The 14,006-nt window shown below is 45.9% G+C and carries 7 protein-coding genes and 1 pseudogene; 1 reads left to right on the top strand and 7 read right to left on the bottom strand.

Features of this window, described 5'->3' with window-relative positions; translation table 11 throughout:
* Nucleotides 1–17: 17 nt before the first annotated feature.
* Nucleotides 18–3,545, bottom strand: coding sequence for a TonB-dependent receptor (locus QZ331_RS00360; protein WP_294626960.1), 3,528 nt, complete (start codon nucleotides 3,543–3,545; stop codon nucleotides 18–20).
* 119 nt (nucleotides 3,546–3,664) lie between these two features.
* Nucleotides 3,665–4,681 carry a FecR family protein gene (locus tag QZ331_RS00355; RefSeq protein WP_294626959.1) on the bottom strand — a complete coding sequence of 339 codons (1,017 nt, stop codon included), beginning with the start codon at nucleotides 4,679–4,681 and terminating at the stop codon, nucleotides 3,665–3,667.
* A gap of 378 nt (nucleotides 4,682–5,059) precedes the next feature.
* Here QZ331_RS00355 and QZ331_RS00350 point away from each other — a divergent pair, with 378 nt between their 5' ends.
* Nucleotides 5,060–8,902: a TIM-barrel domain-containing protein gene (locus tag QZ331_RS00350; protein WP_294626957.1), complete on the top strand. Its 3,843-nt coding sequence runs from the start codon at nucleotides 5,060–5,062 to the stop codon at nucleotides 8,900–8,902.
* A gap of 377 nt (nucleotides 8,903–9,279) precedes the next feature.
* On the opposite strand, the pseudogene QZ331_RS00345 reads toward QZ331_RS00350, so the two are convergent.
* The 5 genes and pseudogenes from QZ331_RS00345 to sulP form a co-directional block, all read right to left on the bottom strand.
* Nucleotides 9,280–9,452 (bottom strand): annotated as a pseudogene (locus QZ331_RS00345) (IS982 family transposase); the annotation flags it as partial.
* Between the two features lie 108 nt (nucleotides 9,453–9,560).
* The gene (locus tag QZ331_RS00340) at nucleotides 9,561–10,028 is read right to left on the bottom strand and encodes a hypothetical protein (RefSeq protein WP_294626955.1); all 468 of its coding nucleotides are present in this window, start codon (nucleotides 10,026–10,028) and stop codon (nucleotides 9,561–9,563) included.
* 1 nt (nucleotide 10,029) lies between these two features.
* Nucleotides 10,030–11,127 (bottom strand): BF3164 family lipoprotein, encoded by a 1,098-nt coding sequence (locus QZ331_RS00335; protein WP_294626953.1) that lies wholly within the window; start codon nucleotides 11,125–11,127, stop codon nucleotides 10,030–10,032.
* Between the two features lie 79 nt (nucleotides 11,128–11,206).
* Nucleotides 11,207–11,452, bottom strand: a complete 246-nt coding sequence (locus QZ331_RS00330) for a hypothetical protein (protein ID WP_294626951.1) — start codon at nucleotides 11,450–11,452, stop codon at nucleotides 11,207–11,209.
* Nucleotides 11,453–12,325: 873 nt separating this feature from the next.
* Entirely contained in the window at nucleotides 12,326–14,005 is a 1,680-nt protein-coding gene (sulP, locus tag QZ331_RS00325) for a sulfate permease (protein WP_294626949.1), read from the bottom strand.
* Nucleotide 14,006 lies beyond the last annotated feature (1 nt).

Genomic DNA, 14,006 nt, shown 5'->3' with positions numbered 1-14,006 from the left:
TGTCATCGAATGAATGGTTAGAGTGTAAGGTTGATACCAAATGACACGGTTCTGAACGCGGGATATTTCCATATCAGTGTTTCGGGGTCGATTCCTTTGGGCAGCGAGGAGAAGGTAGCCAGGTTTTCGACACTCACGAAGCCTTTCAACTGCTTGAGCGAGATGCTATTTATCCAGCGCTTGGGCACTGTATATGATAAAGTGACGTTCTTTATTCTGAAATACGAGGCATTCATCAGGTATTTGTCCGATTGGCGGTAATTGGAGGCACTGTTTCCATAGTTTTCGTAAATGCGCGGGTATTTGGCGTTGGGATTTACGGCCTCATAGTTATTGTTGGCTGCGTCTATGGGTTGCCAGTAGTCGTTCAAACCTTCGTAGAGCGGGATGAATTTGAAATCATTGTAAAGGGGAAAGACCAATACATTGCTAATCCACGTATCCCGTTTGCCTGTACCCTGCATAAAGATGTTCAAATCGAATCCGGCATAGCTTCCTCCCAGGTTTATACCATACAGATAGCGCGGAGTGTTGTTGCCGATGATTTTCCGGTCGCCCGGGTTGTCGGCAGTATTGTCGCCCGATGAGATGACGTTGTTTCCCCGCTCGTCGTCCCGTAAATTCTTGAATTTGAGATCGCCCGGACGCGGGTTGTATCCGTCTAATCGGGCGATACCGTCGTTCAGTTTCCAAGTGGAAGTGCTTTCAAAATCGTTCACCGTATAGAATCCGTCGGCTACGTATCCCCATATTTCTCCTAATTGCTGCCCTTTGTAAAACAGTGCCCTGCCGTTGCTATCGGTCAGTATCTTGGATGTATTGGCGTCGTACTTTGTTATTTCCGACTGATTGTCGGTTAGGTTGAATCCGATGGAGTAAGATACTTTTCCGATGCGGTCTCTCCAGTTGAGTGCCGCTTCCCAGCCTCTTGTGCGCATATCGGCAGTGTTTTGGTAAGGGGCGCTGGCTCCTACGATGGCGGGTAAATCGATGCCCGGAGCAAGCATACCTAAGGTTTGGCGCTGATACCAGCCTAACGTTGCGTTCAGGCGGTTTTGGAATAAAGTAACGTCCAGGCCGAGGTCCAGATTATGCACTTTCTCCCAGGTAAAGCTACTGCTGACAAGGGCAGGCAGGGTAGTGACGGCGGTGACGTAAGTGCCGTTTGCCAACCATCCCGAAAACTTGTTGTTGACATCCATCGTGGGGATAAATGCGTAGGGCGGCACGTTCTGGTTTCCGATGACGCCGTAGGAAGCACGTAGTTTCAGTCCGTCGAGCCAGTTTCGGGCAGGCTCCATGAATTTTTCTTCGGCAATCTGCCATCCTCCGGAGATGGAGGGGTTGAAACTGAAACGGGAGTTTTTGGGGAATTTGGAAGAACCGTCGTACCGTCCGTTTATTTCCAGCAGGTATTTGTCGAGGTAGCTGTAGTTTGCCCGGAAGTAACCTCCCCGTATGGCATATTCGCTGTAAGAGTCGGTGGCTTTTATGGTTGAGGTTCCCGAACCCATTGCGGGCACTTCGACGGCTGCCTGGCCATAGGAGTAAACATCCAGCAGCTCCAGATAACTGGATTCTTGGTTGAATCCTGCCATGAATTTCAGTTTATGGTTTCCGATGTCCAGGTTGTATGTTCCGTAGATGTTGAATGAGTTGTAGTCGGTATATTGCTTCTTCTTCCTCAGGTAATCTTCGCCTTTGGCCGGTGTGATGTTGTTGCCCGATTCGATGGTAGCATAGGTGGTGCTGCCGGTGTACCAGTGATAATCGTAGATGTGTTTGTCGAATGTATATTCGAAAACGGCTTCGAACCCTTTAAAGGGCTTTATGATTGACTTCAGGAATATTCTCGGATTATCATTGAGAGTTTTGGAGGAGTTGGCCCATAGTATCTGGTTGCGCGGGGTGAAAAGGGGCAAGTCTTGGGATGCTCCCGATATCTCTTTGGGCATATTCCCTTCCGGATAAAAGGAAGCTAACCGTAAGGAGTAGAATCCTTCGAAGAGGGTTGATTCGGGCAGGCTCTTGTGGCTGTGTGCATAACTGATGTTGGCTTCTTGTGTGAACCATTTGGTGATATCGGCCGATATGAAGGCATTGATGTTCAATCTTTTATATTTATCCTTGTCCGTAATGAGCACTCCGTCGCTCGTTACGTAGGAACCCGAAAGGCGGTAGCGCAGTTTGTCGGTTCCTCCGCTTGCGGATAGGTTGTGCGTCATCTGGAAGCCGTTGTCCAACATATTTTTTATCAGGTCTTTTTCATTCAGGTAATACAGTGCCCCGTCCGAGTCTTTGAAAATTCCGTCGCCCACAGTGGAGATTGACGAGGGGTCTTTCTGGTATTCGCTCAAATATTGCATCCATTTGCTTACACTTGCCCTTCCGGTCCAGAATTCATCTCCGGCGGCGTCGGAGTAGGCTTTCAGGTAATCCATGAGCGGTGCCTGCCGCGGGAGGTTGATGGCGCGTGAGAAGCCGATGTTATTGTTGTAATTCAGTTGGAAAGCCGTGCCCGATTTGGCCTGTTTGGTGGTGATGAGGATAACTCCGCCTGCCGCACGTGCGCCGTAGATGGCAGCCGAGGCGGCATCTTTCAGCACAGTGACCGATTCGATGTCTTCGGGATTCAGCATATCGATGTTGCCCTCTACGTTGTCTATCAGGATGAGCGGGCTGATGGTATTGCCATAGGTTCCGTCGTCGTTCTTGATACCGACGGAATAGGCTCCGCGAATCTGAAACTTCTTGGAATTGCCCGGGTCGTTCCCATTGCTCGACACCATTAATCCGGGTACGACTCCCTGCAAGGCGTCTGAGACGTTGAGGAGCGGCCGGTTGGATGCGATGTCGTCCATCTTCACGGTTGCGATGGAGCCTGTCAGGTTGGCTTTCTTTTGAGAACCGTAGCCTACCACCACTATTTCGTTTAAGGTTTGTGAGTCTTCTGCCAGTACGACGTTCAGGTGGTTTTTGTCGGTCACTTTAATTTTCTGCGCCAGATAGCCTAAGTATGAAACGTTGAGGGTGGAATGCTCCGGTATTTCCAGCGCGAAGTTTCCTTCTATATCGGTGATGGTGGCCAAGTTGGGATAGTCTGCCACGGTGATATTTGCCCCGATAAGCGGCTCGCCCGTCTGCCCGCTCACCTTGCCGGTTATTCTTTTCTTTGGAGAAGATGGGGAGGTCTCTTGTTTTTTGTCTTGCACAATGGGGCTGATGATGAGGTGTCTTTGTTCTATCTGCCATGCATTGCCGGTGTTTTTCAACAGGCTGTCCATGATAAAGGAGAGAGGTTGGTTTATGTAGTTCTCTTTTATCTTCCGCTTCACGTCGAGTTTGGTCTCGTTGTAGGAGATGCTTAAGGATGTCTGCCGTTCTATCTGTTCAAAGATTTTAATGAGCGTCTGGTTGTTTCCGTAGACGGTTATTACTTGGTTTTGTCCGTAAAGATTGTTATAAAAACATAAAGCCAACAATAACCCTATTGTTTTATAGATTTTTACGGGAGCATTACTCTTGAGTTTTATTTTAAATTTCATAATTTTGTGTATTAATCAATTGATACTCTTTTTAAGGTCTTAAAAAATGTAGTTGTTGTAAATTGATTTGGGGAATCGGAAATAATGCCACTTACTTTTTGGTTCCCTTTTTTGTATGTTTACCTCCTTTCTTTTTTAATGGGATAGACCACGATGGTCTGTTTGTCTTTCTGTTTGTAGGTGATGCTTCCTACGGTTTTGGTCACGATGTTCATGACGTTGGTTATCTCGTCTCTTTGGTCGAACTTGATGGTGTACAGGTCGGTGGTGTACAAGTCGGACTGCAACAGGCCGGACGATACCTGGAAGGTGACTGCATAGGTTCTTTCCAGGGTTCTGAAAATTTCTTTCAGAGGGACGGTGATGAAGTTCAGCCTTCCTTTCGTCCATTCGCAGTAGAGTGTTGCGTCAATATCTTTCGTGTTGAATTCTCCTGTATAATTGTCGTAGTTCAACTGCTGGTTGGGGGTTAAGGTGACGGATTGGCCGGGATTGGTTGTCTTTTCCACTTTTACGGAGCCTGTGAGGAGGGTGGTCGTTGTTTTGGAGTTCAGTGGATAGGCCTGGAGGTTGAAGCTGGTTCCCAGTACTTGTACATTGAGATGCTGGGTTTTCACAACGAACGGGTGGTGTGACTTTTTGGTGACGTTGAAGTAGCCTTCTCCCGACAGGTAGACGGTTCTTGTCGCGGCGGTGAACTCGGAGGGATATACTAATACGGTGCCCGAATTTAATGTCACTCCGGAGCCGTCCGGCAGAATCACCTCTTTTGTCTCTCCTTCTGGGGCAATGCATTCCAGGATTTCAATCGCTGCGGTTCTTGTGTTTAAATAGTAGTAGGCCGTTGCCATTCCCAGTAAAGGAAGTAGCAGTATGGCGGCTATGCGCATCATTTGCCGGCGAATGGACAGGCTTCTGTGTGGCTTGTTGGCGTGGATGCTGTCTTTAAACTTACGAAGCGATTCGTAGGTGCTTTTGTCTGCCTTAAACTGCTGTGTATCCCACAGATGCAACAGGGCCTCTTCTTTTTCCTTTTGCATGGAAGGGGCTACCAGCCAGTTCCAGAATTTGACTTTAAGTTCGTGGCTTGCCAGGATGGCAACGAAACTCTTTATTATTTTGAGGGTATTGTTCATTGTACTGTTGATATGTTTTTGAATGCTTTCTATAAGCAAGACACGCAGAGGACGAAATACACACAGTTAAATTATGTTTTTTATGAGGAGAATGGCACATTTTATATCTCTTGCAACCTGCATCGGTAGGATATAAAAGTGAGGAGACGGATGAAATTTTCCAGGCTACCATTGGGATTGCATGAAATAAAACCTTACTTTTGGGGAAGATTTCAAACACGGGTTTCAACGTTGGAAAATATGTAAAAAAAGCAATAAGAATAAAGAATATATAAAAAACAGCTATAAAATTAGGGTAGCAGGGTATTTGCGTGTATTTATCATTAGTATTGCGACAAATCAATCTTAGTATCTAATTTTCAAATAAATAAATAAAGCATGAAAAACAATCGTTTCATTTCCTCGCGGTATCTCAAGTTTATCGCATTGTTAGTATTGTCATTACTCCCTGTGCCGTTCCTTTCCGCACAGGAGTCCGCTTCTCCAGGCATCCTTCGGGCGGAGCGGGTAAACCCGACCACAGTCGACTTGCTGCTGGCAAACAACCGGCGAATGACCATCGACTTCTACGGAGAGAACATCTTCCGTGTTTTCCAAGACAACTCCGGCGGCATTATCCGCGATCCCGAAGCAAAACCTGAAGCACAAATACTTGTCGACCAGCCACGCCGCAAGCTCTCCTCCCTCACGTTGGACGAAAAAGAGGGCCGCATCGTCCTCACCACGGCCGAAGTACGGGTCGAGTTCGACAAGCAGACCTCGCTGATGAAAGTATTCAACCTCCAGACTAACGCTTGTGTCATCGAACAGATTGCTCCGGTGAACTTTACCCCGAAGGAAGTGAGCGTTAGCCTGCGCGAACAGCCGGACGAATACTTCTACGGCGGAGGCGTACAGAACGGACGCTTCTCTCACAAAGGAAAAGCCATCGCCATCGAAAACCAGAACAGTTGGACCGACGGCGGAGTCGCTTCTCCCACCCCATTCTACTGGTCGACAAAAGGCTACGGGGTGATGTGGTACACCTTCAAGAAAGGGCAATACGACTTTGGCGCAACCGAAAAAAACGTAGTGAAACTATCTCACAATTCTTCTTACCTCGACCTCTTTTATATGATTAACGACGGCGCCGTCGCCCTGCTGAACGACTTCTACCAACTTACCGGAAACCCTGTGCTCCTGCCTAAGTTCGGTTTCTACGAAGGACACCTCAACGCCTACAACCGCGACTATTGGAAGGAGGACGAAAAAGGTATCCTCTTCGAAGACGGAAAACGCTACAAGGAGAGCCAGAAAGACAATGGCGGAATCAAAGAGTCGCTCAACGGCGAGAAAGGAAACTACCAGTTCTCGGCCCGCGCCGTTATCGACCGCTATAAGAACCACGATATGCCTCTCGGCTGGCTGCTTCCCAACGACGGTTACGGCGCAGGATATGGACAGACCGAAACGCTCGACGGCAACATCGCCAACCTGAAAAGCCTCGGCGACTATGCCCGTCAGAACGGTGTTGAAATCGGGCTTTGGACACAGTCGGACCTCCATCCGAAGGAAGGCGTAAGCGCTTTGCTGCAACGCGACATCGTGAAGGAAGTGCGCGACGCAGGCGTACGTGTGCTCAAAACCGACGTAGCCTGGGTGGGAGCCGGATACTCCTTCGGGCTGAACGGTGTGGCCGACGTAGGACACATCATGCCCTACTACGGCGGCGATGCACGCCCCTTTATCATCTCGCTCGACGGCTGGGCAGGCACGCAACGCTATGCCGGAATATGGTCGGGCGACCAGACAGGCGGCGTGTGGGAATACATCCGTTTCCATATACCTACTTACATCGGTTCTGGACTTTCCGGACAGCCTAACATCTGTTCCGATATGGACGGAATCTTCGGCGGAAAGAATGCAACGGTCAATATCCGCGATTTCCAATGGAAGACGTTTACCCCCATGCAGTTGAACATGGATGGCTGGGGAGCCAACGAGAAGTATCCCCACGCTTTGGGCGAACCGGCTACATCCATCAACCGGATGTATCTCAAGCTGAAATCCGAACTGATGCCCTATACTTACAGCTTTGCCAAAGAAGCCGTAGACGGTATGCCGCTCATCCGCGCCATGTTCCTCGATTATCCCAACGATTATACACACGGAACCGCCACACAGTATCAGTTCATGTACGGTACCGACTTCCTCGTGGCACCCATCTATCAGAACACTCAGGCAGACGCCGAAGGCAATGATATCCGCGACGGTATCTACCTGCCCGAAGGCACTTGGATTGATTACTTCACCGGCGAGAAGTATGAGGGCAACTGTATCCTCAACAACTTCGACACCCCCATTTGGAAGTTGCCCGTATTCGTGAAGAGCGGCTCCATCATCCCCATGACGCATCCCCACAACAACGTGGGCGAGATAGACCCGTCGCTCCGCATCTATGAGCTTTATCCGAACCGCCATACCGCCACCGTAGAGTACGACGACGACGGCACGACGGAAGCCTATCGCCAGGAGAAATCCGTGTCTACACTGATAGAATCCGATGTTAACGCCCCGAAGCACCGCCTTACTGTCACCCTTCATCCTGCTGCCGGCAATTTCGACGGCTTCGTGAAGGATAAAAAGACGGAACTGCGCATCAACGTCACCGAAAAACCGAAGAAACTCACTGCAAAAGTCAACGGCAAGAGCGTCAGACTGACGGAAGTGAACACTGCCGCCGACTTCCTGCAAGGCGAAAATGTATTCTGGTATGAAGAAGCTCCGAACCTGAACAAGTTTGCAACCAAAGGCAGCGAGTTCGAGAAAGTGACCATCACGAAGAACCCGCAACTCCGTGTGCGGCTGGCTGCTTCCGACATCACCACCCATCGCACTGTAGTGACCGTAGAGGGTTTCCGCTTCGAACCTGCTGACCGTCACCGCGTAAGCACCGGCGCACTGACCGCACCGCAAAATGCACAAGTTACCGAAGAGAACCGCGAAGCATACACACTGAAACCGACTTGGGACAAAGTGCCTGCTGCCGATTTCTACGAAATACAATTCAACGGAATGCGTTATACAACTATTCGTAACACCCATCTCCTGTTTGAAGGGCTCGAAGCCGAGACTCCTTATACATTCCAGGTACGTGCGGTGAACAAGGACGGCGTTTCCGACTGGTCCGAAATCCGCGTAACCACAAAAGCAAACCCGCTCGAATTTGCCATCCACAGTATTGAAGGCGAATCCACAGCTCCTTCGCAGGGAGGATTCGGCGTCAACCGCCTGTTCAACTTCTCCGAGTCGGGCGATACCTGGCACACGAAATACGGCGCTAAAGCCATTCCGCTCGATTTGGTTATCGACCTCAAGACGGTCAACCAGCTCGACAAGTTCCACTACCTGCCCCGCACCGACGCCGGCAACGGTACGCTGCTGAAAGGTTCCGTAGCCTACAGCATGGACAAAGAACACTGGACGGAGGCCGGAGCATTCGACTGGAAACGTAACGGGGATGTGAAGGTATTTGAATTTGCCGACCGTCCTACCGCCCGCTACATCAAACTCCACATAACGGAAGGTGTAGGCAACTACGCATCCGGACGCGAACTCTATGTATTCAAAGTGCCCGGCACAGCCAGCTATCTGCAAGGCGACATCAACAACGACGGCAAGATAGACCGCAACGACCTCACTTCTTATATGAACTATACCGGTTTGCGTCGTGGCGATTCCGACTATGAAGGATACATCAGCAAAGGCGATATCAACATGAACGGCCTGATAGATGCTTATGACATATCCGTAGTAGCTACACAGCTCGACGGCGGTGTCGGCAGAAAGGATACGTTGAAAGTATCTGGTTCCTTGTCCATCAGCACCCCGAAGCGCCTGTATCAGAAGGACGAAATCGTTGAAATCCGCGTGAAGGGCAACGACCTCAAAGCGGTGAATGCACTCAGCTTCGCTTTGCCCTACGACCAAAACGACTATGAGTTCGCAGGCGTGGAACTTCTGAACATGAAAGCGATGGAGAACCTCACCTACGACCGTCTGCACACCAACGGAGTGAAGTCGCTCTATCCTACGTTTGTCAACATCGGAAAGCAGGAGACATTGAACGGCTCTGCCGACCTCTTTGTGCTGAAACTGAAAGCAAAACGCAAAGTGAAGTTTGAACTGACCCTCAAAGACGGAATATTGGTTGATAAGGAACTGAGGATGCATTCGTTCTGATGCGTGATACATCCTGCCGTTCTTGAATCTTTTTTAGGAATTGGTTGAGAAAGCAAACAGTGGATTCGGAGCATTGTCTCCGTTTCTGCTGTTTGTTTTTTAAGGGGGAAATAGGTGTGGAAGGAAAAAGCATCCAATTACTTTACGCATCATAATACAGATGTATCAATGGAATGAAGTGGAAGTGATTGATGGTGAGATTAGCCAAATGCATTGATGTCATTGAAAAGTATCAAAAAAAATATTAGTGTTTGGTAAATATTTAACTATCTATTCTGAGTGATTTTATACATTGACAAGCCCCCTATTTTAGTGATTGTATCGGCTGTCCGATAAAAAACTTCTCCTTTGTGGGGTATTTATCCCGAACTCACATAAATGATGATGGTCATAATCTCACTCGCTGTTAACTGCCCTTTGCGGTTCCTGTGGCATTTTCCATCGGACGAGGGAAGCCCTTTCAAAAGATTTTTGTCCATTTCTGCATCAAAATTTTTGCAGAATTCATCTATAATACAAAAATCTCTGTAACTTTATCCTCGGTAATCATAGGTGTTTGTTTCGTAACCTGTTGTTTGTCAGACTTAAAATTACAAAATAGTTCTATGATTACCTACTTTTACAAGAACTTTCTTATCCCGAACTCACGTAAATATGATTAGTTTGAAGGAAAGTGTTGATATATAGCTTCTATTTGATTATCTTTTAAATAATAAACCATTCCATTTTCTTCCTCAACTGAATTTATTCCCCATTTCTTTTTATCATTTTCAGATAATATGATATTAATTTTTTTGTAGAATTCATATCTTTTTATATAATGGTTAACTATTGGTTGAGTAGCTATGGAAATTATAGCTATTACACTATCCCGATATCCAGACGCATCTAAATTTTTAGCAAAGGAAATAAAGTTACCTATACATTCTGAACATTCTGAGTTCATTATGTATATATAGCCATTAAAACTATTGGAGTATTCTTTTAGTGGTTTTAAATTTAGTGTACCTTTATCTAAAGGTAGAGCATATAGATTTTTATTCGGAGTAGATGTTTTTTCTGTACATTTACAAAGTAATAATAATAAAATTAGGAAACAGCTCTTTTTTATTAATTTTATAAGCATATCAATTATCAGAGTGAAAAGGAGTGAGTTTAACTAATTGAGGATTCTCTTCCTTGTCCATGATTGTTGCATAAAAAGTATCAGGCTCTGCAGATGCACTTAATGCATAGATTCTATTAGGAGCGAGATAACTTTTCAGAAAGTTACCTTCCCAATCAAAACATAAGATGTACGATTGAAACTCTTTTGAGTTGTTTAATGGTACTTCTTTTCCTGTGTACAGAAAAAGTATTTTATCGCCGGAATATGTAAATCCTCTGTAGGCTTCGGGTTGAATCATTCCTTTGTAGCAGACATCCCGTTTGCCACTCTCCTCACTGCTTATTTTTAATCTTGCTTCCGGAAGAGAAACCGGACCAAGTACTTTTTTTATCAGTTGTAAATCCGAATTGTAAAATTCGATGAAAGAGGCTTCGTTGGATGCAAAGAATATTTTTCCCGATTGGGTATTTTCTCCAAGAAATCCTTGCCCTACATTAAACGTCATATAATCAAAGTCCATAGGCATTGTAGGTTCTGGGTTTTCATCGGTCGATGCGATTAACCGTGGCGGTTGTTGATTGATATTTTCTTGGCTGTTGACGTAATGGAATGGATTTACATATATTATTGAGTCACCATAAGACACAGGAGAACTTGTGATTATATTGTTTTTGGAAAGCGATAATAAATTCGGTTCGTATTCTTTTTCTTTCAAAACTTTGTCAATATTTACATTGCATAATTTTCTGTTGATATAGTCCATAACACGCATTGAGTTTCCATCATAATTCATTTGCGCAAAGAGTAACTCTTTAGGGCCTTCTCCAAAGGATAATAATTTTGTTATGAGATTATGAGTGTTTATGTTGTAAAAGTTTAGGAAATTTCCTGCTCCTTTTTGGTTTTCAACAATCAGAATAGTATCGGCATAAATATAAAATTTCTTTGCATAAATACTATCTATAGGATACCATACGCTGTCTGTTTTTAATAAAATAGCATTTGAAAGATTCTCTTTATCCAGGGTGACAGAAACAAAGTTATCTTGGGCTTTTTTTGAACAGGAACATAATATACTGCTTAGAACAATTAATAATATAGGAGTATTTAATCGCATGATAGAATTAGTTTAGAATATGATAAATCACTTAATAATTCATGAGATTTATATCTCGTGAATTATTAAGTGATTTTAATTAATTTACCTTCTTGCCTGCGCAATATAAAAAATCTGTTACTTTGTAACAAACTCCTTCACTACCTTCACAAGTTGCAATGGGTTTATGATTGGAATCATAAATTTCACAACCTGCCAAAGCTTCGCATTCATCAAGACATAAATTTAGTAGATTTTCATCTGTTAATTGGTAGTTATGAATACCAATGTAACCACTAATGGCAATTAAAGCCAAAAACATAATTTTAATAATTGTCCTTTTCATATTTTTATAGTTTAAGTATGCACCAAAGATATAGTGTTTTTTTTAAACAACTGTTATATTGAATGTTTTTTTAACAAAATTATTACGTGTTTGTTAATCTATTAATACGTTTTCGCGGGTAGTTAAAGTATTTTTGGTAAGGGTAGTAAATGTATCAGTTTTCTTCATTCGCTTTTTTAATAAGTAGATGTTGAAAATTAGTTTATATCAAAAAATTGCGTATCTTTATGCAAACCCATAAAGACATACAGCTATCGCAAAAATCAAAGTTATACAACTGACAGACAAACAACGTTTGCAATTAGAAGAGGGCTTTCGCTAAGGCAAGAGCCACGCATACCGTATGCGCTGTCGTGCAGTACTTCTGAAATTCACCAGTCTGACCTCGGAACAAGTTGCTCTCCAGACCGACATGACCCATATATCAGTTAATACCTGGGTGAAACACTTCGAGATATGACCGAGTCAAGGTTGGAAGTCAATCATGGACTACTCGGACGAAGAAGCGGTATGCAAAGCCATAGAGAACGATAGACAAAGCGTGGAAAAAGCGAAAGAGGCATAGCAGCGGGCTTCGGGAAAAGAAGCGAGCGAGAGTACTTTTATATTGGTGTCCGGTAAATATGTTTAACTGGCTATTCTGAGTGATTTTATGCATTGACAAGTCCCCTTTTTTAGTGATTGTATCGGCTGTCCGAGGAAAATAAAAAGTCAAATAGGGCTTGAAAGTTTTACCGGATACCAATAGCTTTTATGAAATCAATGACCAAATCATACGTTTTTGGTATTTGCAAGTTTTATCGGACAGCAATAAAAAACTCCCCACAGAAGTCTTGTGAGTTCTGTGGGGAGTTGTCATTTATATACGAAGCGTTATTTTACGATGCTTTCCGCTCTCTCCAATGCTACGTTGATATTCGGGCAGATGTTTTCTTCTCCCAATAGCTCGTAGAAACCGGCTTTCTCCAATACCTGGTGCACTTTGGCGTTTACTCCCGAAAGGATGACGGTTGTCTTTTCTTTCTGCGACATTTCGCAAAGCACGGTCAGGTTGTGGATACCCGTAGAATCAATGAACGGGACTTTCCGCATACGGATGATGCGTACTTTCGGGCGTTCGCCCAATTGCGCCATCGTTTCTTCAAATTTGGTGGCGATGCCGAAGAAGTAAGGGCCGTTGATTTCGTACACCTCTACGCCTTTAGGGATAAGGAGATGTTCTTCGTGTACGGCAATGTCCGATTCTTTGTTCGGGTCGATTTCGTCCGTGATGACAGAGATTTCGGTAGTTTCCATGACACGTTTCATAAAGAGCACGCAGGCAATCACCAGTCCTACTTCGATGGCAACCGTCAAATCGAAAATCACCGTGAGGAAGAAGGTGATAAGCAGAACGGTGACATCCGATTTCGGGTTTTTCAGCAAAGCCTTGAACACCCGCCAGCCACTCATATTGTAAGATACGATGACCAGTACTCCGGCCAGGCACGCCATCGGGATATATTGTGCCAACGGCATCAGGAAAAGCAGGATGAGCAGGAGGACAACTGCGTGGATGATTCCGGCTATCGGTGTCTTTCCGCCGTTGTTGATGTTGGTCATGGTGCGGGCGATGGCTCCGGTAGCGGGGATACCGCCGAACAGCGGAGTTACGATATTTGCCATACCCTGTGCGATAAGCTCTGTGTTAGAGTCGTGGCGGTCGCCAATCACACCATCTGCCACGGCGGCCGACAGCAACGATTCGATGGCTCCCAATACGGCGATGGTGATAGCCACCGGGAACAGCTCTCTGACGGCCTCCCAATTGAGGGCGGGCACAACGGCCTCGGGCAGCTCGGAGTTGATAGTGAAGCGGTCGCCTATCGTCTGGATGCAGTCGATTCCACCGAAAGTCTTCATCAGATACACGGCAACCGTGACAACGACAATCGCTATCAATGAACCGGGAATCTTCTTCGAGAACTTGGGAGTGACGGCAATGATGATGATGCTGGCAATGCTGACAATGGTATTCCACCAGTTGACGGTATCGAAATGGCGGAAGTAAATCATCCACTTGCCGATGAAGTCGCCCGGTACTTTCTCGCCACCGAACGACAGGCCGAAGATATCGGCAATCTGCGTCGTGAAAATGGTGACGGCGATACCGCTCGTAAATCCCACAATGATGGGATACGGGATGAATTTGATGACTGCTCCGAGCTTGAATACTCCTAATAACACAAGAAGTACGCCTGCCATGAGCGTGGCTACAATCAGTCCGGCTTCGCCATACTGCTGGATGATGCCGTAGATGATGACGATGAATGCTCCCGTCGGCCCTCCGATTTGCACTTTGCTGCCTCCCGCCAGGGAGATGATGAATCCGGCGATGATAGCGGTGATGATACCTTTTTCGGGTGATACTCCGGAGGCGATACCGAAGGCGATGGCAAGCGGGAGCGCCACGATGCCGACGATGATACCCGCCATGAGGTCTGCCGTGAACGTCTCTTTCGAATAGTTCTTCAGGCAAGAAACCAGTTTGGGTTTAAATTCAAAAAGTTTCATT

Source organism: uncultured Bacteroides sp., assembly GCF_910586915.1.
In the GTDB taxonomy this organism is placed as follows: domain Bacteria; phylum Bacteroidota; class Bacteroidia; order Bacteroidales; family Bacteroidaceae; genus Bacteroides.
The sequence above is the reverse complement of the archived record's forward strand: the minus strand, read 5'-3'. Positions and strand labels throughout refer to the sequence as shown.

What these genes read in the sequence shown, in the direction of transcription:
- QZ331_RS00355 (WP_294626959.1), bottom strand. Translation starts at nt 4,681, where the DNA reads ATGAACAATACCCTCAAAATAATAAAGAGTTTCGTTGCCATCCTGGCA.
- QZ331_RS00330 (WP_294626951.1), bottom strand. Translation starts at nt 11,452, where the DNA reads ATGAAAAGGACAATTATTAAAATTATGTTTTTGGCTTTAATTGCCATT.
- QZ331_RS00350 (WP_294626957.1), top strand. Translation starts at nt 5,060, where the DNA reads ATGAAAAACAATCGTTTCATTTCCTCGCGGTATCTCAAGTTTATCGCA.
- sulP (WP_294626949.1), bottom strand. Translation starts at nt 14,005, where the DNA reads ATGAAACTTTTTGAATTTAAACCCAAACTGGTTTCTTGCCTGAAGAAC.
- QZ331_RS00340 (WP_294626955.1), bottom strand. Translation starts at nt 10,028, where the DNA reads ATGCTTATAAAATTAATAAAAAAGAGCTGTTTCCTAATTTTATTATTA.
- QZ331_RS00360 (WP_294626960.1), bottom strand. Translation starts at nt 3,545, where the DNA reads ATGAAATTTAAAATAAAACTCAAGAGTAATGCTCCCGTAAAAATCTAT.
- QZ331_RS00335 (WP_294626953.1), bottom strand. Translation starts at nt 11,127, where the DNA reads ATGCGATTAAATACTCCTATATTATTAATTGTTCTAAGCAGTATATTA.